General features: G+C 64.5%; 19 protein-coding genes, 5 tRNA genes and 1 pseudogene. 10 read left to right on the top strand and 15 right to left on the bottom strand.

Going from position 1 to position 23728, the window contains the following annotated elements:
- Nucleotides 1–3236 (top strand): RHS repeat-associated core domain-containing protein (locus DMX06_RS10285; RefSeq protein ID WP_146232197.1); only part of this gene is annotated, 3236 nt, incomplete at its 5' end.
- Nucleotides 3237–3328: 92 nt separating this feature from the next.
- On the opposite strand, the gene DMX06_RS10280 is transcribed toward DMX06_RS10285, so the two are convergent.
- From DMX06_RS10280 to DMX06_RS10260, 5 genes are all read right to left on the bottom strand, one after another.
- Nucleotides 3329–3404 (bottom strand) — tRNA-Gly (locus tag DMX06_RS10280).
- Between the two features lie 81 nt (nt 3405–3485).
- Nucleotides 3486–3561, bottom strand: a tRNA-Gly gene (locus DMX06_RS10275).
- A gap of 5 nt (nt 3562–3566) precedes the next feature.
- Nucleotides 3567–3642 (bottom strand) — tRNA-Glu (locus DMX06_RS10270).
- Between the two features lie 92 nt (nt 3643–3734).
- Nucleotides 3735–3810: transfer RNA gene (locus tag DMX06_RS10265), tRNA-Gly, on the bottom strand.
- 4 nt (nt 3811–3814) lie between these two features.
- A tRNA-Glu gene (locus DMX06_RS10260) sits at nt 3815–3890 on the bottom strand.
- A gap of 433 nt (nt 3891–4323) precedes the next feature.
- On the opposite strand from DMX06_RS10260, the gene DMX06_RS10255 reads away from it, so the two are divergent.
- Nucleotides 4324–5091, top strand: a complete 768-nt coding sequence (locus tag DMX06_RS10255; protein WP_110736685.1) for a hypothetical protein — start codon at nt 4324–4326, stop codon at nt 5089–5091.
- A gap of 171 nt (nt 5092–5262) precedes the next feature.
- On the opposite strand, the gene DMX06_RS10250 is transcribed toward DMX06_RS10255, so the two are convergent.
- Complete coding sequence (locus tag DMX06_RS10250) at nt 5263–5745, bottom strand: GAF domain-containing protein (RefSeq protein WP_110736683.1); 483 nt, start codon at nt 5743–5745, stop codon at nt 5263–5265.
- Entirely contained in the window at nt 5746–6633 is an 888-nt protein-coding gene (locus DMX06_RS10245) for an ATP-binding protein (RefSeq protein ID WP_110736681.1), read from the bottom strand. It abuts the gene before it with no gap.
- Nucleotides 6634–6800: 167 nt separating this feature from the next.
- Here DMX06_RS10245 and DMX06_RS10240 point away from each other — a divergent pair, with 167 nt between their 5' ends.
- Complete coding sequence (locus DMX06_RS10240; RefSeq protein ID WP_110736679.1) at nt 6801–9155, top strand: response regulator; 2355 nt, start codon at nt 6801–6803, stop codon at nt 9153–9155.
- On the opposite strand, the gene DMX06_RS10235 is transcribed toward DMX06_RS10240, so the two are convergent.
- Both DMX06_RS10235 and msrB read right to left on the bottom strand, forming a co-directional pair.
- A complete protein-coding gene (locus DMX06_RS10235; protein WP_069017516.1) occupies nt 9145–9633 on the bottom strand; it encodes a glutathione peroxidase in 489 nt (162 codons plus the stop codon). The genes DMX06_RS10240 and DMX06_RS10235 overlap by 11 nt on opposite strands.
- 12 nt (nt 9634–9645) lie before the next feature.
- A complete protein-coding gene (gene msrB, locus DMX06_RS10230; RefSeq protein WP_110736678.1) occupies nt 9646–10041 on the bottom strand; it encodes a peptide-methionine (R)-S-oxide reductase MsrB in 396 nt (131 codons plus the stop codon).
- A gap of 167 nt (nt 10042–10208) precedes the next feature.
- Between msrB and DMX06_RS10225 the strand changes: the two genes are divergently transcribed.
- Nucleotides 10209–11420 (top strand): pyridoxal phosphate-dependent aminotransferase, encoded by a 1212-nt coding sequence (locus tag DMX06_RS10225; RefSeq protein WP_110736676.1) that lies wholly within the window; start codon nt 10209–10211, stop codon nt 11418–11420.
- A 254-nt stretch (nt 11421–11674) separates the two neighbouring features.
- The gene (htpX, locus tag DMX06_RS10220; RefSeq protein WP_038705666.1) at nt 11675–12562 is read left to right on the top strand and encodes a protease HtpX; all 888 of its coding nucleotides are present in this window, start codon (nt 11675–11677) and stop codon (nt 12560–12562) included.
- Between the two features lie 215 nt (nt 12563–12777).
- Here htpX and DMX06_RS10215 read toward each other — a convergent pair whose 3' ends face one another.
- On the bottom strand, nt 12778–13428 hold the full coding sequence (locus tag DMX06_RS10215; protein WP_110736675.1) for a thiopurine S-methyltransferase: 651 nt from the start codon (nt 13426–13428) through the stop codon (nt 12778–12780).
- 101 nt (nt 13429–13529) lie between these two features.
- On the opposite strand from DMX06_RS10215, the gene DMX06_RS10210 reads away from it, so the two are divergent.
- A complete protein-coding gene (locus DMX06_RS10210) occupies nt 13530–14282 on the top strand; it encodes a DODA-type extradiol aromatic ring-opening family dioxygenase (RefSeq protein WP_110736673.1) in 753 nt (250 codons plus the stop codon).
- Nucleotides 14283–14403: 121 nt separating this feature from the next.
- Here the strand turns inward: DMX06_RS10210 and DMX06_RS10205 are convergent.
- Nucleotides 14404–16114, bottom strand: a pseudogene (locus DMX06_RS10205) (DEAD/DEAH box helicase).
- 402 nt (nt 16115–16516) lie between these two features.
- Entirely contained in the window at nt 16517–17272 is a 756-nt protein-coding gene (locus DMX06_RS10195) for a spermidine synthase (protein WP_110736669.1), read from the bottom strand.
- 116 nt (nt 17273–17388) lie between these two features.
- Here DMX06_RS10195 and DMX06_RS10190 point away from each other — a divergent pair, with 116 nt between their 5' ends.
- The gene (locus tag DMX06_RS10190) at nt 17389–18735 is read left to right on the top strand and encodes a class II 3-deoxy-7-phosphoheptulonate synthase (RefSeq protein ID WP_110736667.1); all 1347 of its coding nucleotides are present in this window, start codon (nt 17389–17391) and stop codon (nt 18733–18735) included.
- On the opposite strand, the gene DMX06_RS10185 is transcribed toward DMX06_RS10190, so the two are convergent.
- Nucleotides 18716–19984, bottom strand: a complete 1269-nt coding sequence (locus tag DMX06_RS10185; protein WP_110736665.1) for a winged helix-turn-helix domain-containing protein — start codon at nt 19982–19984, stop codon at nt 18716–18718. The genes DMX06_RS10190 and DMX06_RS10185 overlap by 20 nt on opposite strands.
- 108 nt (nt 19985–20092) lie before the next feature.
- Nucleotides 20093–20311 (bottom strand): DUF1127 domain-containing protein, encoded by a 219-nt coding sequence (locus tag DMX06_RS10180; protein ID WP_028691731.1) that lies wholly within the window; start codon nt 20309–20311, stop codon nt 20093–20095.
- A 96-nt stretch (nt 20312–20407) separates the two neighbouring features.
- Here DMX06_RS10180 and DMX06_RS10175 point away from each other — a divergent pair, with 96 nt between their 5' ends.
- Nucleotides 20408–21259 carry a LysR substrate-binding domain-containing protein gene (locus DMX06_RS10175; protein WP_028691732.1) on the top strand — a complete coding sequence of 284 codons (852 nt, stop codon included), beginning with the start codon at nt 20408–20410 and terminating at the stop codon, nt 21257–21259.
- Between the two features lie 123 nt (nt 21260–21382).
- Here DMX06_RS10175 and DMX06_RS10170 read toward each other — a convergent pair whose 3' ends face one another.
- Complete coding sequence (locus DMX06_RS10170; RefSeq protein ID WP_110736664.1) at nt 21383–22132, bottom strand: sulfite exporter TauE/SafE family protein; 750 nt, start codon at nt 22130–22132, stop codon at nt 21383–21385.
- A 117-nt stretch (nt 22133–22249) separates the two neighbouring features.
- On the opposite strand from DMX06_RS10170, the gene DMX06_RS10165 reads away from it, so the two are divergent.
- Nucleotides 22250–23206 (top strand): LysR family transcriptional regulator, encoded by a 957-nt coding sequence (locus tag DMX06_RS10165; RefSeq protein ID WP_110736662.1) that lies wholly within the window; start codon nt 22250–22252, stop codon nt 23204–23206.
- Between the two features lie 55 nt (nt 23207–23261).
- Nucleotides 23262–23717 (top strand): MarR family winged helix-turn-helix transcriptional regulator, encoded by a 456-nt coding sequence (locus DMX06_RS10160; protein ID WP_110736660.1) that lies wholly within the window; start codon nt 23262–23264, stop codon nt 23715–23717.
- Nucleotides 23718–23728 lie beyond the last annotated feature (11 nt).

Here is a 23728-nt window from a genome sequence, read left to right as displayed (position 1 = left end):
CACCGGCGGAGCTCCCTGCGCATGTCAAGGCGCTTCAAGGCAGAGTCACGCCCCTGCGCCGCACGCTGCTCGCCAACGAGCCGGTCCTGACGACCTTCCAGACCGTGACCGGGTGGGACCACAAGGACGGCGGCAGCCCGGAAGAGTCGCGACAGAAGACCCTGACCCTGACCCATTCGCTGCTCACCGGCGAGCCGGTACTGTTCGAAGACAACAACGGCGTGCGCATTCTCACCCAGTACGATGAGCTACGCCGGGTAACAGACGAGATCGTCGCTCCGGATGACGAAGCCCTTAAAGCGACACGCCATTACGACTACACGCTCTGCAGTGCAAACAGCACTGAAACCAAGCAAATCATGACCAACGTGCGCGGTGTCATCACCACCACCTACGTGGATGGCCTGGGCAGGCCGGTACGCGAATGCCGCAGCCACATTGACGAGAACAAACTGAGCGAATCGATGGAAACCGTTTCCATCACCTACAACACCTTCGGCCAGAAGGTGAGCGAGACGTTGACCGACTACCTCCCGCAGATGCCAACAGTCGACAACCCCACCCCGCCGCCAATAGCCTTGCCCTTGACACGCACCTTCGCCTACAACAACTGGGGCGAAGAATGCTGCGTGACAGGCGCCGATGGTGTACAGCAACACAAGTTCATCGAGCCTACCGGCAGCCCCGACTACAGAGGCCGTGTTGAAAACGCCTGGCGCCAAGGCTCGGGTAGCGCGCCCCGGGTCAGCGGCAAGACGCAAACCTGGTTGAATGCCTTCGACAAACCCATAAAAACCCAGCGTCTGCTGGCGAACGGGAGGCCCTATGCCGAGCAGAACTACGAGTACGACGGGCTGGGCAACTGCAGGGTGCAAACCGACGAACGCACCCACGCCACACGTTTCGATTTCGACCCTTGGGATCGCGTGACCCAAACGACATTGGCCGACGGCACACAGGTGACACGTGACTACGCCGAACATACCCACAAAGAGCTTCCCATTGCGATACGCACCAGCAAATCCGGCGTTTTGAACCGTTCACTCGGCAGCCAGGCATTCGATGGCCTCGATCGCCTGGGAAGCAAAACGACAGGCAACCGAACGGAGAAGCTTTTCTATCCGGCTGGCGCGACACACCCCGCCAGGCACTTGTCGGCGAAAGGCGACGAAATCAGCTTTGACTATAACCCCCAGCTGACAGACTCCCCGACGCTCACCAAGGCTCCCGAAGGCGACGCCGAGTTCAGGTTCAACAAAGCCAGCGCACGCCTGGAGAAGGCCATCAACCAACACGGCGTGCGCACCTATGAGTACGACTGGAACAACCGCGCCACCCTGGAACGCTGGAGCGATGACCGGGACAATCCGCTCTACACGATCCGCCAGGGCATATCGCTACACGGCCGCCTGTGCTGGCAAAAAGCCGATAATGGCCCCGACAGCACGTTCAGCTATGACGAACATGGCCGTCCGAAAAAGACCACCCAGGGCAACCTGGAATCGAATTTTCACTATGACACGCTCGGGCAGGTGGAGCGCGTAGAGCTGGTGGACTTGCAAACCCAGGAAAAGCTCACCACCACCTTCACCTATGACGATCAAGGTCGAGAAAAGAAGCGCACCTTCATACGCGGCGCCCAACCGGAACGCTCAATCACGCAGGAATGGGCCCAGGGCAACCTGCTTGAGCTGCGCCATCTGGAGGAAGGCACAACCAGCCTTCTGAAAGAGGCGTTCACCTACGATGAGCGTGGCCGCCTCCTGACGCACCTGTGCTCGGGCCGTGACCTGCCGAGAAATGAGCAGGACCAGGAATACATCGCACAGGCATTCACTTACGACGAACTGGACAACATTCTTTCGCGCACGACCACGCTCAAGGATCAGGCAGAACACACCGCTACCTTCAAGTACGAGGAGGAGGACCCCTGCCAACTGAGCCGGATAGTCTACTCACCCGCCAGGCCCGACACGCCCGCCCGGTTCGACTATGACACCAATGGCTGCCAGCTCAACGACGAGAAAGGCCGGTCGATGAACTACGACAGCGAAAAGCGCCTGCTGCAAGTAAGCAAAACAGCGAAAAGCGCAGGCGGCACCTATCACTATGACGCCCACGGCCACCTGATACGCACGAAACAGGGCCAGGGCACCGACGACACCTTGCTGTACTTCGAGAAAAACCGCCTGCGCCTGGCCATCCATGGCGAGACCCAGACACACCTGCTGCATGCCGGGGACCTTCCACTGGGCCAACAGCAAGCAGGCGATGCCGCCGCGACTCGCATGTTCAGCTGCACTGCCAGTGGTAGCGTGATTGCCGACAGCCCGGAATCTACCACCCGCCACCCTGGCTACAGTGCCTACGGCCAACGCTTCGGCGCCTTGGCCAGCCTGCTGGGCTTCAACGGCGAGTACCTTGACCCCGACAGTGGCTGGTACCTGCTCGGCCGTGGTCACCGTGCCTACAATCCGGAACTGATGCGCTTCCATGCCCCGGATACGCTGAGCCCCTTTGGCAATGGCGGTATCAACTGCTACGCCTATTGCCAGGGCAACCCCATCACCTTCAGCGACCCGACGGGGAGAGCCTCCCGCGGCCTGGCGGAGCGCGGAGAACGGGGGCTCGCCGGCCGGGGAGAAAGGGGACTGGAACTTACACCTGAGCAAATATGGATCCGCCAACAACAAGACAGGGGCAATGGCGTATGGATAGCCCTGGGCATAGGAATTCTATTCACGGCACTGTCCATAGTTGCGACCATCTTGACGCTCGGCGCGACGGCAGGCGCGATAGCAGTATCTGTTACAGCAACAGCAGCCAGCGCCGGGGCGATAGCTGGCACCACAGCGGCGGCAGGGATCGCTGCGGGTGTATCTGCGGCGGTAGCTTCATCTGGGCTGGTCACAGCCGCAGTCATGGCAGCGGCGCCTCAAGTCGTGATGGCCGGCATGTCCGTGGCGGGGACGATTGCCCAGACTGTATCCTTCGGGATAGAAACGGCTGCCAACTTCAGCCAGGACCCCAGTTTGGCCAAGGCGGCGATGGTGGCCGGTTACGTATCCATGGGCCTGGCGCTCTCGGACAACGTCACTGGCATGGCTATCCAACGCATGGGGCGGGCCCCGAACACAACGGCTGCAGATCCGACATATTTCCAACCCAAGTTCTCGATCCCCAGGCCCTCGAGCCAGCGCTCGCCTAGCCAGAGTGCTTCCAACATCAGGATGTAGCTTTTAGTTGAATGTGTTTGACAACAACCAGGTAGGGTAAAAACTCACAGACGAAAAAAAACGCCACTTCAAACGAAGTGGCGTTTTCAATTTGGAGCGGGAAACGAGACTCGAACTCGCGACCCCGACCTTGGCAAGGTCGTGCTCTACCAACTGAGCTATTCCCGCAGGGTGAAGCTTTACCGCATGTGGCGTGAAGCGCCTCGACGACCTTCACCACCTGCACCGCCGAAAACGATGCGTTGAAACTGGAGCGGGAAACGAGACTCGAACTCGCGACCCCGACCTTGGCAAGGTCGTGCTCTACCAACTGAGCTATTCCCGCAAATATGGCGTCCCCTAGGGGACTCGAACCCCTGTTACCGCCGTGAAAGGGCGGTGTCCTAGGCCACTAGACGAAGGGGACTAAGCCGACGCTTTTCAGCGCACCAGAACATGAACCTCACGATTCAGCCTGGATTTTCTTTTCCTGCCCTGCCGAAGCAGTGCCGGAGAAACTGGAGCGGGAAACGAGACTCGAACTCGCGACCCCGACCTTGGCAAGGTCGTGCTCTACCAACTGAGCTATTCCCGCAATGTGGCGTCCCCTAGGGGACTCGAACCCCTGTTACCGCCGTGAAAGGGCGGTGTCCTAGGCCACTAGACGAAGGGGACACGCTGCTCGCATTACCTATTAAAGTACTGCTTGCTTTCACTCCCTGCCGCGTTTCGCTGTGTGCTTTACGCTGCAAGTGGCGCGCATTCTATGGATGCCTTGGAAGGTCGTCAACCCCTTTGTAGAAATTTATTTAAATCAATGACTTCCCGTCGTCATGGGCGGTGGTGCAGGATGCGTCCGGGGATTGGCGTTGCTTTTCTGACGTTGGCTCGGCAAGCTCGTAGCGATGTGCCACTATCTGTAGGTTTTGGATTACGGGCCGATAGATAGAGGCAAGGCTTGAGGGCCTGATCGCAGGGCAAACCCGCTCCCACGAATGCTTCACGGATTCAAGGACGCGCAGGACTGTCCGCCAGGCTGCACTGTTCGCTTTCGGGCGGACTTACTACACTCTCGATAGATGCAAAACTTCTTCATGAGGCGTTAACGGTGACACCACTTCTGATCACCCTGCTTATCGTTGCGGGTATCGCGCTGCTGATCGTGATCGGCTACCTCAACAATGTGGTCGAGAACGGCAAGCTCGAGCGTGCACGGCTCAAGGTCGAGCTGGCCGACCGCCTGCGCCGCTGCGGCGAAATCACCGAAACCTTCCCCGGGCAGTTCATGACGCCCGCGCTCAAGCTGCTGCTGACCCGCCTGGAACTGAACCTCAACCAGCGCCAGTTGGCCCTGGACAAGCACAGTGGCGACCTCAAGGCGCGCATCGCCGAGCTGGAAGGGCTGATCGCCCAGGGCGAGAGGATTCCGGTCAGCAACCCGCCCTCGCCGATCCACACCGAGGTCAAGGCCAAGGATGTGCGCTTTTTGCTGGAGCTGCTGCACAACCAGATCGTGCGCGCCACCCAGGAAGGCTTCCTGGCGACCAACGAAGGCAAGTACTGGGTCAAGGAGATCCGCCATATCCTGGTGTTGCTGCATATCGAGTTCTTCAACAACCTCGGCCAGCAGGCCCTGCAGCAGAACCAGCCAGGGCAGGCGCGCCTGGCGTTCGAGCGCGGCGTGCAGTACCTGCGCAAGCAACCTGAGCCCAAGCAGTATGAAGAGCAGCTGACTTACCTTGAGAAACTGCTGAACCGGGCCAATGCCCAGGTGCTGGACCAGATGGAGCCGGCGGAGAACGACCAGAACGCGCTGACCCAAGGGCTCAAGACCGACGAGGATGAGACCTGGAAGAAGAAGGTGATCTACGACTGATTGGTTGCCTGACGGATCCTGGGGGCGCTTTGCGCCCCTTTCGCGACACAAGGCCGCTCCTACAGGGGATCGCGGTCGCCTGTAGGAGCGGCCTTGTGTCGCGAAAGGGCTGCGAAGCAGCACCCAGCGATCTTGATGCAGAAAGGGGCCTTCGCAGGCCCCTTCTTCATTTCAGCAATCGGTCAACTCGAGGAACACCTCGACCAACCGCTCCAGCCCCGCCTGGTCGGCCTCGCCGAAGCGCGCCAGCTTCGGGCTGTCCAGGTCGAGCACACCGATCAGCCTGCCCGCCTTGACCAAGGGAATCACCAGCTCGCTGTTGGACGCGCTGTCACAGGCGATATGCCCGGGAAACGCATGCACATCCTCGACCCGCTGGGTCGTGCGGGTGGCCGCCGCGGCGCCACACACGCCCCGGCTGAACGGGATGCGCACGCAGGCCACCTGGCCCTGGAACGGGCCGAGCACCAGTTCTTCGTTGCGGTTGATGTAGAAGCCCGCCCAGTTCAGGTCGTCCACCTGGTTGTACAAAAAGGCCGAGAACTGCGCGGCGTTGGCGATGAAGTCGCGCTCGTCGGCGAACAGCGCCTGCACTTGCGCGGCCAGCAGGTCGTAGCCGTCGAGACCTTGGCCACTGGCGTTGAGGTCGATCATTTATTTCTGCTCCAGCAATTGCAGCCCGACCCAGTAGCGGGCGAACTGATAGGCACAACGGCCATTACGGTTGCCGCGGCCGGTGGCCCAGCGCACGGCGAGGATGTCGAGCGCTTCGCTGCGCTGCCACTGCAGCCCGGCCGGGCGCGCCAGCTGACCGATCCAGTGCTCGACCACATTGAGAAAATGCTCCTGGCTGAACGGGTAGAACGACAGCCACAGGCCGAAGCGGTCGGACAGGGCGATCTTGTCCTCCACCGCTTCGTTGGGGTGCAGCTCGCCGTCGACCATCTTCCAGTTCTCGTTGTCGCTCTGCTTCTCCGGCACCAGGTGGCGGCGGTTGGAGGTGGCGTACAGCAGCACGTTGTCCGGGGCCTGCTCCAGCGAGCCGTCGAGCACGCTCTTGAGCACCCGGTAGTCGCCCTCCCCGGCTTCGAACGACAGGTCGTCGCAGAACAGGATGAAGCGTTGTTCAAGTTTTTGCAGTTGCTCGACCACCCGCGGCAGGTCGGCCAGGTGGTCGCGCTCGATTTCGATCAGGCGCAGGCCCTGGCTCGCATGCTCGGCCAGCAGGGCGCGCACCAGCGACGACTTGCCGGTGCCGCGCGAGCCCCACAGCAGGGCGTGGTTGGCCGGCATGCCGTTGATGAACTGGTGGGTGTTGCGGCCCAGCTGCTCACGCTGCTGGTCAACGCCGATCAGGTCGGACAGGCGGATGTCGAGGCTGACTTCGAGGGGCATCAGGTAGCCGCTGCGGCCGTCGCGCTGCCAGCGGGCGGCCAGGGTGCGGGTCCAGTCGATGTCCGGGCGCGGGGCCGGCAGCAGGGGTTCGAGGCGGGCGAGGACGGATTCTGCGCGGTCAAGGAAAGCGGTAAGGCGGGGGTCCATGAGGGCTCCTGCAAATCAGGTTTCGGTACCGTGCCGGCCCCTTCGCGGGTAAACCCGCTCCCACAGCAGGCAGTGGACCCTGTGGGAGCGGGTTTACCCGCGAAGGGGCCGGCACGGACAAAAGCTGAATGTTCGACAGACCCGCCAGCAGCCAGGGCTGATCGGCTATGCTTGCGCAGCGCACGGAGCAAGTAACCGGCTTGGGACCCATGGATATCAAGTTCACCAATCGCCTGTCATACAAGCAAGCCCGGTTGACAGTCCTGGTCGGCTTCATCCTGGGAACATTGCTCAGTCTCATCCAGATCGGCATCGATTATGCCAGCGAAGACGCGTCCATCAACCGTGAAATTCAGGCGCTGCTGAAGATCAGCCACGACACGGCCTCGCGCATCGCCTACAACATCGACACGGAGCTGGCCCAGGAGCTGACCGGCGGCCTGTTGAAATCGCCGGCGCTGATCCGCGCGCGGCTGATCGACAACAACGACACGGTGCTGGCCGATGTGCAGCGTCCCAGCATGGAAAGCCGCTACCGAGCGCTGTCGGACTTCCTGTTCGGCGAGCAGCGCCAGTTCCAGGACCGGCTGTTCCTCGCCCACATGCCCGATGAATACCTCGGCACCCTTTATCTGGATGTCGACACCTACACCTTCGGCGGGCGCTTCCTCGATCGCGCCGGGGTCACCCTGGTCAATGGCTTCGCCCGCAGCCTGGTGCTCACCGGCATCCTCCTGGGGCTGTTCTACTTGATGCTGACCAAGCCGCTGGTGACGGTGATCGGCGCGCTCAGCGGCAACGATGCGCGCACGCCCAGGCAGAACCGCGTGGACTGCCCCAAGGGTCACGAGAACGACGAGATCGGCGTGCTGGTGCGGGTCGCCAACCAGCAGTTCGTCAGCATGGCCACCGAGATCCAGCAGCGGCGCACGGCCGAGAACCGCCTGACCCAGTACCTCAACGAGCTGGAAGATATCGTTTCGGCCCGCACTACCGAGCTCAAGGCCAGCAACAGCCGGCTGAGCCTGTCCAACCAGGAGCTGGACGAGGCGCGCCAGCGTGCCCTGGACATGGCCCAGGCCCGCGCCGCCTTCCTGGCCAACATGAGCCACGAGATCCGCACCCCGCTCAACGGCATGCTGGGCATGATCGCCCTGGCCCTGGACAGCGGCCTGGCGCCCGAACAGCGCCAGCAGTTGTCGATCGCCCACGACTCGGGCAAGGTGCTGGTGGAGCTGCTCAACGATATCCTCGACCTGTCCAAGTTCGACGCCGGCCAGCTGGAGCTCGAGCGCATTCCGTTCGACCTCGGCGCCATGGTCGAGGACACCGCCAACCTGCTGTCGCAGAACGCCGCGCCCAGCGTCGAGCTGACCTGCCTGGTCGCCCCGGACTTCCCCAGCACGGTGCTGGGCGACCCGACCCGGGTGCGGCAGATCGTCAGCAACCTGTTGTCCAACGCCCTCAAGTTCACCCGCTTCGGCCGCGTCGATGTGCGCCTTTGCAGCATCGTCGGCGGCATCCGCCTGGAGGTGAGCGACACCGGCATCGGCATCCCCGAGGAGGCCCAGGCGCGGATCTTCCAGCCGTTCACCCAGGCCGGCGCCGGCATCACCCGCCAGTACGGCGGCACCGGCCTGGGCCTGGCCCTGACCCGCAACCTGTGCAAGGCCATGCAGGGACATCTGCATATCCATTCCGAAACCGGTTTCGGCAGCCGCTTCAGCGCCGACCTGCCACTACCGGCGCACACCGAGGCGATCCCGCCGGCACCGTTGAGCGGGCGGGTGGTGGCCCTGGGCAACCCCGGCAGCGGCCTGGCCGAGCTGCTGGAGGGGCTGCTGCCACGCTGGGGGCTGGAATACGCGCGCCACGAGAGCGCCCGCGAACTGGCCGGCGCGGCGGTCGACCTGCTGATCACCGACGACCTGGACCATGTGCTCGACCTGCGCCCAGACATCGAGGCGCCGATCCTGCTGGTGACCGCCTACGGCAACTTCCTGCCCACCGAGCAGGCCGAGCAACTGGCGCCCCTGCAGCAACTGGCCCGGCCCCTGGCGCGCAATGCCCTGTACCAGACCCTGCGCCGCACCCTGCAGGGCGAGCCCAACACGCCGCTACCCCACGAAGTGCCGGCCTCCCGGGAGCTGCGGGCGCGCATCCTGCTGGTGGAGGACAACCCGGTGAACCAGCTGGTGGCCAAGGGCATGCTGGGCAAGCTCGGCTGCCAGGTGCAGGTGGCAGCCCACGGCCAGGAGGCCCTGGACTATCTGGAACGGGACAGCTACGACCTGGTGCTGATGGACTGCAACATGCCGGTGATGGATGGCTACGAGGCCAGCCGGCGCATCCGCCAGAGCAGCCGCTGGCCGGAGCTGCCGATCGTCGCGCTGACCGCCAACGCCATGCCCGAGGAGCGCGAGCGCTGCCGCGCCGCGGGCATGAACGACTACCTGGCCAAGCCGTTCCGCCGCGAGGAACTGCTGGCGCTGATCGAGCACTGGGTGCCGGTCAGCGGTTGAGCAGCGGCTCGATCGCCGACTTCAGCGCCTCGGGCTTGGTGGTCGGGGCAAAGCGGCTGACCTTGCCGGTGCGCGGATCGACCAGGAACTTGGTGAAGTTCCACTTGATCTTCTGTGTGCCCAGCACGCCCGGCGCGCGACGCTTGAGCTCGGCAAACAGCGGGTGGGCGCCGGGGCCGTTGACCTCGATCTTGCGAAACAGCGGGAAACTCACGCCGAAGTTGAGCTCGCAGAACTGCGCGATCTCGCGGGCGTCGCCCGGCTCCTGTTTACCGAACTGGTTGCAGGGAAAGCCCAGCACCACCAGGCCCTGGTCGCGGTAGTCCTGCCACAGGCGTTCGAGGCCCTTGTACTGCGGGGTGAAACCGCACTGGCTGGCGGTGTTGACCACCAGCAGCGCCTTGCCGGCGAAGTCGCCCAGCACTTTCTGTTCGCCACCGAGGGTGACGCAAGGGATGTCCAGCAGTGCATCGGCCATGTTCGCTCTCCGTCAATCGCGTGGCTTGAGGTCCAGGCACACCGAGTTGATGCAGTAGCGTAGCCCGGTCGGCGGCGGGCCGTCGGGAAATACATGGCCCAGGTGGGCGTCGCACTGGGCGCAGGTGACTTCGGTACGGATCATGCCGTGGGAGGTGTCGCGGATCTCGATCATCGCGGCCTCCTCGATCGGCTCATAGAAGCTCGGCCAGCCGCAGCCGGAATCGAACTTGGCCTTGGCGTCGAACAGCGGCAGGTCGCAGCAGATGCAGTGGTAGATACCGTCGCGGCGCTCGCTGTTGTACTTGCCGCTGAACGGCCGCTCGGTGCCCTTGAGCCGGCACACCTGGTACTGGGCCGGATCGAGCATGGCGCGCCATTCGTCCAGGGTTTTGTCGATCTTTTGCATGGTGGGACCTCGGCAGGCTGAATTTCACCTCGCACCGGCTTTTCCCTGGCGCGGGTGGCACGTATATTAGTTGGCTTCGTGTGCAAGACAGCAAGTCTGGCACCCGCTTCCCGCCCTTTCAAACCTTTCGCAAGAGGGCGGCGCGTATTCTCACTCGGGATCTCATCATGCAGTTCAGCAAATCGAACAAGCTCGCCAATGTCTGCTACGACATTCGCGGCCCAGTGCTCAAGCACGCCAAACGCCTGGAAGAGGAAGGCCACCGCATCCTCAAGCTGAACATCGGCAACCCGGCGCCGTTTGGTTTCGAGGCGCCGGACGAGATCCTCCAGGACGTGATCCGCAACCTGCCCACCGCCCAGGGCTACAGCGACTCCAAAGGCCTGTTCAGCGCGCGCAAGGCGGTGATGCAGTATTGCCAGCAGAAGGACATCGAAGGCGTCACCATCGAGGACATCTACCTGGGCAACGGCGTGTCCGAGCTAATCGTGATGTCGATGCAGGCGCTGCTCAACAACGGCGACGAGGTGCTGATTCCGGCCCCCGACTACCCGCTGTGGACCGCCGCGGTGAGCCTGGCCGGCGGCAAGCCGGTGCACTACCTGTGCGACGAGCAGGCCGACTGGTTCCCGGACCTGGACGACATCAAGGCCAAGATCACCCCGAACACCAAGGCCCTGGTGATCATCAACCCGAACAACCCGACCGGCGCTGTGTACTCCAAGGAGCTGCTGCTGGGCATGCTGGAGCTGGCGCGCCAGCACAACCTGGTGGTGTTCTCCGACGAGATCTACGACAAGATCCTCTACGACGAGGCCGTGCACATCAGCACCGCGTCGCTGGCCCCGGACCTGCTGTGCCTGACCTTCAACGGCCTGTCCAAGTCGTACCGGGTGGCGGGTTTCCGCTCCGGCTGGCTGATCATCTCCGGGCCCAAGCACCACGCCCAGAGCTACATCGAAGGCATCGACATGCTGGCCAACATGCGCCTGTGCGCCAACGTGCCGGCCCAGCACGCGATCCAGACCGCCCTGGGCGGCTACCAGAGCATCAACGACCTGGTACTGCCGCCGGGGCGCCTGCTGGAGCAGCGCAACCGCACCTACGAGCTGCTCAATGCCATCCCCGGAGTGAGCTGCGTCAAGCCGATGGGCGCGCTGTACGCGTTCCCGAAGATCGATCCGAAGGTCTGCCCGATCTTCAACGACGAGAAATTCGTGCTCGACCTGCTGCTGTCGGAAAAGCTGCTGATCGTCCAGGGCACGGCGTTCAACTGGCCATGGCCGGACCACTTCCGAGTGGTGACGCTGCCGCGGGTGGATGATCTGGAACAGGCCATTGGCCGGATCGGCAATTTCCTGCGCACTTATTCGCAATGATTGATGGCCTTTTCGCGGGTAAACCCGCTCCCACAGGTTCGGCGCCGAACCTGTGGGAGCGGGTTTACCCGCGAAGGGGTTGACCCGATCCCTCTTACATCCTGCAACGCTCTATCCCACGGTACGCCCGGCATCCTCTGCCATACTCCTCGCGTACACAGTTTGAAATAGTCGCCCGGTTGAATAGCCGCGCCCTCCCCCTTATATACCCCGCAGTACGCAACGAACTTATCCGTCAGGAGAACGTAACAACCATGATGCGCATTCTGTTGTTTGTAGCCACCAACCTCGCGGTGGTGCTGGTTGCAAGCATTACCCTGAGCCTGTTCGGCTTCAACGGGTTCATGGCGGCCAACGGGGTTGACCTCAACCTTGGGCAGCTGCTGGTCTTCTGCGCCGTGTTCGGTTTCGCTGGCTCGCTCGTCTCGCTGTTCATCTCCAAGTGGATGGCGAAGATGACCACCGGCACCCAGATCATCACCCAGCCCCGCACCCGTCACGAACAGTGGCTGCTGCAGACCGTCGAGGAACTGTCCCGCGAGGCCGGCATCAAGATGCCCGAGGTGGGTATCTTCCCGGCCTACGAGGCCAACGCCTTCGCCACCGGCTGGAACCGCAACGACGCGCTGGTCGCCGTTTCCCAGGGCCTGCTTGAGCGTTTCTCGCCCGACGAGGTGCGTGCGGTACTGGCCCACGAGATCGGCCACGTGGCCAATGGCGACATGGTCACCATGGCGCTGGTGCAGGGCGTGGTGAACACCTTCGTGATGTTCTTCGCCCGCATCATCGGCAATTTCGTCGACCGGGTTATCTTCAAGAACGAAGAAGGCCACGGCATCGCCTACTTCATCGCGACCATCGTCGCCGAGCTGGTCCTGGGCATCCTCGCCAGTATCATCGTCATGTGGTACTCACGTCGCCGCGAGTTCCGCGCCGACGAAGCCGGTGCCCACCTGGCCGGTACCGGTGCGATGATCGGCGCGCTGCAGCGCCTGCGCTCGGAACAGGGCCTGCCGGTGCACATGCCCGACACCATGAAGGCCTTCGGCATCAATGGCGGCCTCAAGCATGGCCTGGCCGGCCTGCTGATGAGCCACCCGCCGCTGGAAGACCGCATCGACGCCCTGCGCCGTCGCGGTTGATACAGGCAGCAACAAGAAAGGGCGACCTAGGTCGCCCTTTCTATTTGCTATTTGCCATGTCGCCTTCCCCTGTGGGAGCGGCCTTGTGTCGCGAAAGGGGCGCGCAGCGGCCCCAGATTCTGAGTCACCATCGAAATTGCCGGGGCTGCTGCGCAGCCCTTTCGCGACACAAGGCCGCTCCCACAGGGGACAGTTCCCAGCGCGACACTGCCAGCTCAGCGTCGTAGCCGATAGACTCGCTCAACCAGGCTTTCAACACCGGCCTTCAAAAACTTCGGACTCTCGTCCAGAATCTCCCGCGCCTCCACCTCATCGACCCGCCACCCGGCAAACCCAGCCCGCACTTCGGCGTCCGGCACCGAGAACGGTGGCCCGTCGATCAATCCCTGGTCGTAATCCAGGGTCACCAACAGCCCCCGACAGGCCGCCGACAACTGCTCACCCAACAACGCCATGTAGCGCTCGCGCATCACCACCGGCAAGGCGATCAACGCCGCCCGGTCATATACCCCCGCGCAATCCGCCAGATCCTCGGCGCGCAGGGCAAACACATCCCCGCACCACAACTCCACCTCGTCGCTGCGCCACACCTCGAAGGCACCGTGCCGAGAAATTTGCGCCACCAAGCCATGTTCGGTGAAGAAGTCCGCCACCGCCCTGCGCGACAGCTCCACCCCCAGCACCCGATAGCCCTGGGCGGCCAGCCAGAGCAGGTCCAGGCTCTTGCCACACAGCGGCACCAGCACCCGTGCGCCCTGGGCCAGCCCCAACGTCGGCCAGTGCGCCTGCAGGTACGGGTTCACCTGGGGTTGGTGAAAGCCGATCTGGTTGTCCGCCCACCGTTTGTGCCAGAACGCTGGCTCCATGATTCCTCCCGGTTTTTCGATAAAAGCCTGTGAAAACTTATATTGGATCTCGATCGAAGGCTGATCGAAGATGGCTGCATCTTACCTGCCAGGACTCCGCCATGCTGCCCAGCCTGTTCATCTCCCACGGATCGCCCATGCTCGCCCTGCAACCCGGCGCCAGCGGCCCGGCCCTGGCCACGCTGGCCCGTGCCCTGCCCCGGCCGAAGGCGATCGTGGTGGTGTCGGCGCACTGGGAGAGCCGCGAGCTGTTGGTGATGGGCAACGCCCAGCCGCCGACTTGGCATGACTTCCACGGCTTTCCACCGGCGCTGTACGCCGTGCAATACCCCGCGCCCGGCGCGCCGGAGTTGGCCCAGCAGGTCGCCGAGCGCCTGGGCGCGCGGCTGGACCCGCAACGGCCCTTCGACCATGGTGCCTGGGTGCCGCTGTCGCTGATGTATCCCGAGGCAGATATTCCGGTGGTTCAGGTGTCGCTGCCCAGCCAGGCCGGTCCTGATCTGCAACTGAAGGTTGGCCGGGCGCTGTCGGCACTGCGCGAAGAAGGCATCCTGCTGGTCGGCTCGGGCAGCATCACCCACAACCTGGGCGAACTGGACTGGCATGCCGGGCCGGATGCGGTCGAGCCCTGGGCGCTGGCGTTTCGTGACTGGGTGGTGGAGCGGTTGAACGCTGGGGATGAGGCGGCGCTGGTGGATTATCGGCGGCAGGCGCCGTTTGCGCTGCGTAACCATCCCAGTGATGAACATCTGTTGCCGTTGTTCTTTGCCATGGGGGCTGGTGGGCGGTGTGGGGTCGTGTACCAGGGGTTTACGCTGGGGGCGTTGGGGATGGATATCTATCGGTTCGACTGACGGGCCTCTTCGCGGGTAAACCCGCTCCCACAAGTACAGCGCGATACCCGCGAAGAGGCCGGGACAGGCAAAAAAAATCCCCGACCAAAAGGCCGGGGATTTTTTTATTGCAGCGTCAGGATCAGTCTTCGCGGTAGCGGCGCAGCTTCAACTGCTTGCCGGCAACACGGGTATCCTTGAGCTTGGTCAGCAGGCGCTCGAGGCCGTCTTCCGGCAGCTCGACCAGGCTGAAGCTGTCACGCACCTGGATACGACCGATGGCATCACGCGCCAGGCCACCCTCGTTGAGGATCGCGCCCAGCAGGTTCTTGGCGGCGATGCCATCACGGGCACCCAGGGCGGTACGGCAACGCACGCGGCCTTCGGCCAGCGGCATCGGCGCACGGCGCTCGCGCTCGCCACGGTCCGGACGCTCGCCACGCTCGGTGCGCTCACCACGCTCACGCGGGGCGTAGGTCGGTACCAGCGGTTGCTCGCGCTCCACCGAAGCCAGGTCCAGCGCCTGGCCGTTGGTGGCCTTGCGCAGCAGGGCCGAGGCCAGGGCACGGGCACTGCAGCCCAGGTCGGCGGTCAGGCGGTCGAACAGCTCGCCGTGGCTGGCCTCGGACTCGGCCACCAGCGGCGCCAGGCTCTTGGTCAGCTTCTTGATGCGCGCATCCAGCACGGCTTGCGGGTTAGGCAGGCGGGCTTCGGCGACTTTCTGACCGGTGACACGCTCGATCACCTGCAGCATGCGGCGCTCACGCGGAGTGACCAGCAGCAGCGCACGGCCATCGCGACCGGCACGGCCGGTACGGCCGATACGGTGCACGTAGGACTCCGGATCGTACGGCATGTCGACGTTGAACACGTGGGTGATGCGCGGTACGTCCAGGCCACGGGCAGCGACGTCGGTGGCGACGACGATGTCCAGGCGGCCATCCTTGAGCGAGTCGATCACGCGCTCACGCTGGTTCTGGGCGATGTCGCCGTTCAGCGCGGCAGCCTTGTAGCCTTTGGCTTCCAAGGCGGCGGCCAGGTCCAGGGTGGCTTGCTTGGTGCGCACGAAGGCGATCAGCGCATCGAACTCTTCCACTTCCAGCAGGCGCAGCACGGCCGGGATCTTCTGGTCGGCGTGGACCATCAGGTGGGCCTGCTCGATCGCGGTCACGGTCTGGGTCTTGCTCTGGATCTTGACGTGCTTCGGCTCGCGCAGGTGGCGCTCGGCGATGGCACGGATCGAGGCCGGCAGGGTGGCGGAGAACAGCACGGTCTGGCGGGTGGCAGGGATGGCGTCGAAGATCACTTCGAGGTCATCCATGAAGCCCAGCTTGAGCATCTCGTCGGCTTCGTCGAGTACCAGGTACTGGACGGTGGACAGGACTTTCTCGTCGCGGCGCAGGTGGTCGCACAGGCGGCCCGGGGTGGCGACGACGATCTGTGCGCCATTGCGAATGGCACGCAGCTGTGGGCCCATCGGGGCACCACCGTACACGGCCACCACGTTAACGCCCGGCATCTGCTTGGCGTAGGTTTCGAAAGCGGTGGCTACTTGCAGCGCCAACTCACGGGTTGGCGCCAGGATCAGGGCTTGCGGTTCGCGCTTGCTCACGTCGATCTTGTTGAGGATCGGCAGGGCGAAGGCAGCGGTCTTGCCGGTGCCAGTCTGCGCCTGGCCGATCATGTCGTGACCGGCGAGGATGATCGGGATCGACTGTTGCTGGATGGCCGACGGCTCTTCATAGCCGGTGGCCAGGACGGCAGCAACGATGTTCGGATTGAGTTCGAGAGCGGCGAATCCGCCGGTTTCCTGGGTCATGGGTCTGCCTCTAGGTGCATCCGCAAAGACCCATGCTCCAAAGCTGCACATGCCTTGAAAGACCAGTCGGTCACCCAGGCAGCTTTGGCGGCGGGGATTTGCGAAAACGATTGAAATAGGAACGTCTTGGGAAGGTCCGCCTAGCGGACGCGCAGCCGAAGCTGGATTCGGAGGATTTGCACCACCTGATTTTGAGGTCCGCTAAAAGACCGGCGCGTACTATACCCGAAATAGCCGTGAATTGTGAGAAATATTTCGACACTGATAGCCCACATTGGATCCAGGCTGAATCGTTTCCATGTAGGAGCGGCCTTGTGTCGCGAAAGGGCCGCAAAGCGGCCCCGGCGATCTTGTGTCGGGCACATATCCCGGGGCCGCGCTGCGGCCCTTTCGCGGCACAAGGCCGCTCCTACAGGGATCGCGCTAGGCGGCTACATTATGTCGCCGGGCGGATTTCCTTGATCAGGTACTCCAGCGAATACCCCAGCTGCGGCGCCAGCGCGGCAGCCCGTGCCCGCACGGCATCGATATCCAGCGTTTGCTCCAGGTCCGCCGGCACCAGCAGGATCACGTTACCCTCCTTCACCGGCAGCTCCCAGTAATGGCGATGGTACAAACCACGCAACAAGGCGGCGCCCAGCGGCTTGCCGTCGTCCCCTGCCCACTGGTTGATCACCAGCCAGCCATCGGGGTTCAACTGCTTCTGGCAGTTTTCCAGGAAGCCCCAGGCCAGGTGGCCGACGCCGGGGCCATAGTCGGTATAAAGGTCGACGAACAGCAGGTCGGCCTTTTCCGCGCTGGACAGCAGCTCGAGGGCGTCGCCCACCCGTACATACAGCCGCGGGTCGTCGTCCAGGCCCATGTACTCCATGGCCAGGCGCGGCACGTCGGGGCGCAGCTCGATGGCCTCGACATCCTCCAGCGGCAGGAACTTCAGGCACGCCTGGGTCAGGGTGCCGGCGCCGAGGCCGAGGAACAGCGCGCTCTCCGGCTGCCCGTGGCACAGCGCGCCGACCAGCATGGCGCGGGTGTAGTCGTACTCCAGCCAGCTCGGATCGGCGGTGAAGGTGCAGCTCTGCTCGATGGCGTCGCCGAACTCGAGGAAGCGATAATCATCCACCTCGTACACGCTGATGACGCCAAAGGCGTCCTCGACCCGTGCCAGCAGCCGCTCTTCCCGCTCCGTTGCCATCCTTACCACCTGCCCGCGCAAAACGTGCATTGTCCGCCAATGCCGGTGGTGCAACAAGCACACCGGGGCGTACCATGGCTGGCAGGCCTTAACGACACTTATGGATAGAGCTTGCGATGACCCGACAATGGACCCCTGACAGCTGGCGCACCCTGCCGATCCAGCAGCAACCGATCTACCCCGACGCCGCGCACCTGCTGAAGGTGGAGCAGACCCTGGCCAGCTACCCGCCACTGGTGTTCGCCGGCGAAGCCCGTGAGCTGCGCCGGCAGTTCGCCGAAGTGACCCAGGGCCGGGCGTTCCTGCTGCAGGGCGGCGACTGCGCCGAGAGCTTCGCCGAATTCTCCGCGGCGAAGATCCGTGACACCTTCAAGGTGCTGCTGCAGATGGCCATTGTCATGACCTTCGCCGCCGGCTGCCCGGTGGTCAAGGTCGGGCGCATGGCCGGCCAGTTCGCCAAGCCGCGCTCGGCCAACGACGAGACCATCGGCGACATTACCCTGCCCGCCTACCGTGGCGACATCGTCAACGGCATCGGCTTCGACGAAAAGAGCCGCGTCCCTGACCCCGAGCGCCTGCTGCAGGCCTACCACCAGGCCACCGCCAGCCTTAACCTGCTGCGCGCCTTCGCCCAGGGCGGCTTCGCCGACCTGCACCAGGTGCACAAGTGGAACCTGGACTTCATCGCCAACTCGGCGCTGGCCGACAAGTATCACCAGTTGGCCAACCGCATCGACGAGACCCTGGCCTTCATGCGCGCCTGCGGCCTGGATACCGCGCCGCAACTGCGCGAGACCAGCTTCTTCACCGCCCACGAGGCGTTGCTGCTCAACTACGAAGAAGCCTTCGTGCGCAGCGACAGCCTGACCGGCGACTATTACGACTGCTCCGCGCACATGCTGTGGATCGGCGACCGCACCCGCCAGCTCGACGGCGCCCATGTCGAGTTCCTGCGCGGCGTGCATAACCCGATCGGGGTCAAGGTCGGCCCGAGCATGAACCCCGAGGAGCTGATCCGCCTGATCGACGTGCTCAACCCGGACAACGACCCGGGCCGCCTGAACCTGATCGTGCGCATGGGCGCCGGCAAGGTCGGCGACCACCTGCCGGGGCTGATCCGCACCGTGCAGCGCGAGGGCCGCCAGGTGCTGTGGAGCTCCGACCCGATGCATGGCAACACCATCAAGGCCAGCAGCGGCTACAAGACCCGCGATTTCGCGCAGATCCTCGACGAGGTCAAGCAGTTCTTCCAGGTGCACCAGGCCGAGGGCAGCCACGCCGGCGGCATCCATATCGAGATGACCGGGCAGAACGTCACCGAGTGCATCGGCGGCGCCCGGCCGATCACCGAAGATGCCCTGTCAGACCGCTACCACACCCACTGCGACCCGCGGATGAACGCCGACCAGTCGCTGGAGCTGGCGTTCCTGATCGCCGAAACCCTCAAGCAGGTACGCCGCTGAGCAACGCCTGACGCAGCCGGCTGCCCTCGGCGCGGGGGCAGTTGAGCTGCACCCGCGCCAGGCCCAGCCAATTGGCCAGCTTCTGCAGGCTGAGCGCCAAGGCCTGGTAGCCCTCCTCGTTCAGCCCCAACGCCTCTTCGTGCACCGCATGCACCGCCAGGCGCCCGTGGGCGCGCTCGGCACGCAGGTCCAGGCGGGCGGCAATGCGCCCGTCGTGCAGGAACGGCAGCACGTAGTAGCCGTACACCCGCTTGTGCGCCGGGGTGTAGATCTCCAGGCGGTAGCGGAAATCGAACAGGCGCTCGGTACGCTCGCGCGCCCAGACCAGCGAATCGAACGGCGAGAGCAAGGCGCTGGCTTCGATGCGCCGGGGAATCCGTGGCATGCCCGCGACATAGGCCGATTGTTTCCAGCCCTGCACGGTGCAGGCCTGCAGGCGCCCGTCCTCGACCAATACGGCCAGGGCGGCCTTGCTCTGCTGCGGCGAGAGGCGAAAGTAATCGCGCAGGTCCTGTTCGGTGGCCACGCCCAGGGCACCGGCGGCGTGCAGCAGCAAGCCCTGGTGCGCTTCGGCCTCACTGGGCCGGGCCTGCTCGAGGATGGCCACCGGCAGCACCCGCTCGGGCAGGTCGTACAGACGCTCGAAACCTCGACGCCCGGCCACGGTGACCTCGCCGGCGGCGAACAGCCATTCCAGCGCGTGCTTTTCTTCGCTCCAGTCCCACCAGGGGCCGGCGCGCTCCTCGCGGGTGGACAGGCTGCCCGCGCACAGCGCGCCCTGGTCGCGCACCGCCGCCAGTACCCGCTCGATCACCTCGCGCCGCTCGCGGCCGAACGCGGCCAGTTGCCGGTAGATGCCCTTGCCGTCGGCGGCGTGAGCCATGCGCCAGCGCATCAGCGGGTACAGCGCCAGCGGCAGCAGCGACGCTTCATGGCCCCAGTATTCGAACAACCGGCGCTGGCGACGCTGACCCCAGGCGAGCTGGTCCAGCAGGTCGTGCGGGTAGTCGCCCAGGCGCGAGAACAGCGGCAGGTAGTGGGAGCGCACCAGGGCATTGACCGAGTCGATCTGTACCACGCCCAGGCGCTGGAACATGCGGTTGAGGCTGGCGAGGGTCGCCGGGCTGCCGGGGGACTTGCCGAAGCCCTGGGCGGACAGGGCCAGGCGGCGGGCCTGGTGGATAGACAGTTCGAGGGGCAATGGAGGTACCTCACAGTGGCTCTGCAACTCATTCTGTGTCTGCACCATAGCATTCGCGGGTAAACCCGCTCCCACAGGGTTAGCGTTGACCTGGGAACAACGGCGAACCTGTGGGAGCGGGTTTACCCGCGAAGAGGCCAGCAAAGCCTTCACGGCCTATTTACGCAACGGGTCCTCCCAGAAATGTCGGTCGGCCTCCTGCTGGATATCCGCCCGCGACAACCCCAGGTCGTGCAGCGTGGCATCGCTCAGGCGCGCCAGTTCGTCGCGCTGGCGGTGCAGCTCGTACCAGCGCAGCAGCCGCCCGCCGGCATCGTGCAACAGGTGGCCGAGGGTAGACCCAGGCTGGTGAGCAACGTTGAAATGACCTTTCATCTTGACGCCCTCCTTGTGGATGGCTCCAGTCTCGTCCCAGGCCTAAGATCAATCCAACGAATGTTTCTGATGCCATGCATCTCGGAGATTGATGCCATGTCCCAGTATCAGAGTCTCGACGCGGACGTGCTGCGCACCTTCGTCGCCATCGCCGAGCAAGGCGGCTTCACCCGCGCCGGCGAGGTGGTCAACCGCACCCAGTCGGCGGTGAGCATGCAAATGAAGCGCCTGGAAGAGGACATCCTGCAGCGCCAGCTGTTCGAGCGCGACGGCCGCCAGGTGCGCCTCACCGCCGAGGGCCAGGTCCTGCTGGGCTATGCCCGGCGCATCCTCAAGCTGCACGGCGAGGTGTTCAACACCCTGCGCATGCCGCACATGGTCGGCGTGGTGCGCATCGGCACCCCGGACGACTACGCCATGCGCTACCTGCCGGGCATCCTCACTCGCTTCGCCCAGGCGTATCCGCTGATTCATGTCGAGGTGCACTGCGACTCGTCCAAGCAACTGATGCTGCGCCAGGACCTGGACCTGACCATCGTCACCCGCGAGCCGGGCAACGAGGTCGGCCAACTGCTGCGCCAGGAGCGCCTGGTATGGGCCGCGGCCAAGGGTTTCTGCCCCCACGAGCAGCGGCCGATGCCACTGGCACTGTTCAACACCGACTGCTTCTGCCGCGCCTGGACCTGCAACGCCCTGGAGCGCCAGGGCATCGAGTACCGCATCGCCTACACCAGCCCAAGCTTGGCGGCGATCTTCGCCATCGTGCATGCCGGGCTGGCGGTGACCGCGCAGCTGCAGAGCCTTATCGGCGGCGACCTGCGCATCCTCGGCGCGGACGACGGCCTGCCGCAGCTGCACATGGCCAATGTGATGCTGCTGCGCAACGACCAGCAGCATTCGCCGATCACCGACTGCATGGCCGAGTACATCGTCGAAGGGTTCAAATGAAGGGTGGGATCCGGGGGCCGCTTTGCGGCCCTTTCGCGACACAAGGCCGCTCCCACAGAAGTACGCGATCTTCTGTGGGAGCGGCCTTGTGTCGCGAAAGGGCTGCGCAGCAGCCCCTACATACTAAAGCTCGAACCCAAGCATCACCGCACACACCACCAAAAACCCGCAGAACAGCGTGCGTAACACCTTCTCCGGCAACGCATGGGCCAGCTTCACCCCCCAGCTGATGCTCAGCAACCCACCCACGGCCAGCGGAACGCCGATGCTCCAGTCGACACTCTGGTGCACCCCGTAGGTCAACAGCGTCACCATGGTGCTCGGCGCCGCCAATGCCAGCGACAGCCCCTGGGCCACCACCTGGGTAGTGCCGAACACCGAGGTCAGGATCGGCGTGGCCACCACCGCCCCGCCCACGCCGAACAACCCGCCCATGGTCCCGGCGAAGCTGCCCAGCACGCCCAGCCAAGGCCACGGATAACGCAGCTGGTTGCTCGGCGGACGCACCGGCAGGAACATCCGCGCCACGTTCCAGACCGCCAGCGCCACCAGGAATCCGACGAAGTACAGGCGCATCGACTGGGCATCGATGCCCACCGCCCAGATCGACCCCAGCCAGGCGAACACGAAGCTGCACAGCGACAACGGCACGGCGTGGCGCAGCTCGATGCGGTTACGCTGGTGATAACGCCACAGCGCCAGCAGCACGTTGGGCACCACCATCACCAGGGCGGTGCCCTGGGCCAACTGCTGGTCAAGGCCGAACAGCACGCCCAGCGCCGGAATGGCGATCAACCCGCCGCCGATGCCGAACAGCCCACCCAAGGTGCCGAGCGCGGCCCCCAGCACGATATACATCACCCACTCGATCATCAGCGCCTCGTCCGCCTGCTTTCAGAGAATGAGGGCATGCTAGCCAGTCGCGGCTGGCGGGGAAACGCACAGCAGCGCACAATGGCTTTGCGCATTTCGCACAAGCACCGAGCCACCATGAGCCCCGACATCCTCACCGAACAACTCAGCCTGTTCCTCGACGTGCTGGAAACCGGCAGTTTCTCCGCCGCCGCCCGGCGCCACCCGTTGACGCCCTCGGCCGTGGCGCGGCGCATCGACAACCTGGAGAGCGCGGTGGGCAGCCGCCTGTTTTCGCGCAGTACCCACGCCGTGCGCCCGACGCCGGCCGGCAACGCCTTCGCCGAACGGGCCCGGCGCATCATCGAGGAACTGCGCCTGGCGCGCGCCGAGGCGGTGTCGTTGAGCAACGCCCCGGAAGGCTTGATCCGCATCGACGCCCCGGCCGCCTTCGGCCGCCGACACCTGGCCCCGGCCATCGCCGACTTCCTGGTGGCCTACCCCGGGCTCGACGTGCAGCTGCGCCTGATCGACAGCTTCGTCGACCTGCATGGCAGCCACCTGGGCGAAGTGGACCTGGTGCTGCGCGCCGGCCCCCTGGCCGACACCCGCCTGGTGGCCACGCCCCTGGCCTACATGGTGCGCATCGCCTGTGCCAGCCCCGCGTACCTGGCCAGCCGCGGGGTGCCGGCCTGCCCCAGCGAACTGCCCGGGCACGACGGCCTCGACTGGGACGGGCTGGCCCCGCCGTTCGCCTGGCGTTTCGCGGTCGACGGCCAGACCCGCCTGTACCGTCCGGCGCGCATGCGCATGGCCGCCAACAACGCCGAGACACTGCTGTTCGGCGCCTTGGCCGGCTTGGGCGTCGCCCACCTGCCGACCTGGCTGATCAGCGACTACCTGCTGCGCGGCGAACTGGTCCCGCTGTTCTGCGACAACGGCCTGCCGGAACCTGAGACCAGCGGCATCTATGCCCTGCGTCTGGAACATGAAACGAACTCTCGCAGCCGCTTGCTGCTCGAATTTCTCAAGAGCCGTTTCAGCCCGGTGCCGCCCTGGGACCTGGCGCTGAGAAGCGAGCTGCGCTGGCAATGAGCGCGCAAAGCTTTGGCGTGCTAGATTTTAACCCTTACCGATTCCAAGGACCTGCATGAACGCCGACACCCAAGCCCCCTGCGACGCGCTGCTGCTGGACAACCAGGTCTGCTTCGCCCTGCACTCGACCTCGTTGCTGATGACCAAGGTCTACAAGCCCCTGCTGCAGGCGCTGGGCCTGACCTACCCGCAGTACCTGGCCATGCTGGTCCTGTGGGAACAGGACGGCCTGACCGTGGGCGAGATCAGCCAGCGCCTGCTCACCGACCCCGGTTCGCTGACGCCGCTGCTCAAGCGCCTTGAGAGCGAAGGCCTGCTCAAGCGCAGCCGCAGCCGCGAGGACGAACGGGTGGTGCTGGTGCAACTGACCGACAAAGGGCGCACCTTGCAGGCCGAGGCCCGGCGCGTGCCGCAGTGCATCCTGCAGGCCAGCGGCCACAGCGCCGAGCAGCTGCGCAAGCTGCAGGCCGACCTGCTTGCCCTGCGTGCGCAGCTGCAAGAAAACCTCTGACGTCTAAGCTG

The sequence above is a fragment of the Pseudomonas mosselii genome, from assembly GCF_003205295.1.
Classification (GTDB): Bacteria; Pseudomonadota; Gammaproteobacteria; order Pseudomonadales; family Pseudomonadaceae; genus Aquipseudomonas; species Aquipseudomonas mosselii_B.
The sequence above is the reverse complement of the archived record's forward strand: the minus strand, read 5'-3'. Positions and strand labels throughout refer to the sequence as shown.

Coding starts and splice junctions, on each gene's coding strand:
- DMX06_RS10175 (WP_028691732.1), top strand. CDS start 20,408: ATGTCCCAGTATCAGAGTCTCGACGCGGACGTGCTGCGCACCTTCGTC.
- DMX06_RS10245 (WP_110736681.1), bottom strand. CDS start 6,633: ATGGACCCCCGCCTTACCGCTTTCCTTGACCGCGCAGAATCCGTCCTC.
- DMX06_RS10215 (WP_110736675.1), bottom strand. CDS start 13,428: ATGGAGCCAGCGTTCTGGCACAAACGGTGGGCGGACAACCAGATCGGC.
- DMX06_RS10235 (WP_069017516.1), bottom strand. CDS start 9,633: ATGGCCGATGCACTGCTGGACATCCCTTGCGTCACCCTCGGTGGCGAA.
- DMX06_RS10225 (WP_110736676.1), top strand. CDS start 10,209: ATGCAGTTCAGCAAATCGAACAAGCTCGCCAATGTCTGCTACGACATT.
- DMX06_RS10160 (WP_110736660.1), top strand. CDS start 23,262: ATGAACGCCGACACCCAAGCCCCCTGCGACGCGCTGCTGCTGGACAAC.
- DMX06_RS10250 (WP_110736683.1), bottom strand. CDS start 5,745: ATGATCGACCTCAACGCCAGTGGCCAAGGTCTCGACGGCTACGACCTG.
- DMX06_RS10170 (WP_110736664.1), bottom strand. CDS start 22,132: ATGATCGAGTGGGTGATGTATATCGTGCTGGGGGCCGCGCTCGGCACC.
- htpX (WP_038705666.1), top strand. CDS start 11,675: ATGATGCGCATTCTGTTGTTTGTAGCCACCAACCTCGCGGTGGTGCTG.
- DMX06_RS10240 (WP_110736679.1), top strand. CDS start 6,801: ATGCTTGCGCAGCGCACGGAGCAAGTAACCGGCTTGGGACCCATGGAT.
- DMX06_RS10195 (WP_110736669.1), bottom strand. CDS start 17,272: ATGGCAACGGAGCGGGAAGAGCGGCTGCTGGCACGGGTCGAGGACGCC.
- DMX06_RS10190 (WP_110736667.1), top strand. CDS start 17,389: ATGACCCGACAATGGACCCCTGACAGCTGGCGCACCCTGCCGATCCAG.
- DMX06_RS10185 (WP_110736665.1), bottom strand. CDS start 19,984: ATGGTGCAGACACAGAATGAGTTGCAGAGCCACTGTGAGGTACCTCCA.
- DMX06_RS10180 (WP_028691731.1), bottom strand. CDS start 20,311: ATGAAAGGTCATTTCAACGTTGCTCACCAGCCTGGGTCTACCCTCGGC.
- DMX06_RS10165 (WP_110736662.1), top strand. CDS start 22,250: ATGAGCCCCGACATCCTCACCGAACAACTCAGCCTGTTCCTCGACGTG.
- DMX06_RS10210 (WP_110736673.1), top strand. CDS start 13,530: ATGCTGCCCAGCCTGTTCATCTCCCACGGATCGCCCATGCTCGCCCTG.
- msrB (WP_110736678.1), bottom strand. CDS start 10,041: ATGCAAAAGATCGACAAAACCCTGGACGAATGGCGCGCCATGCTCGAT.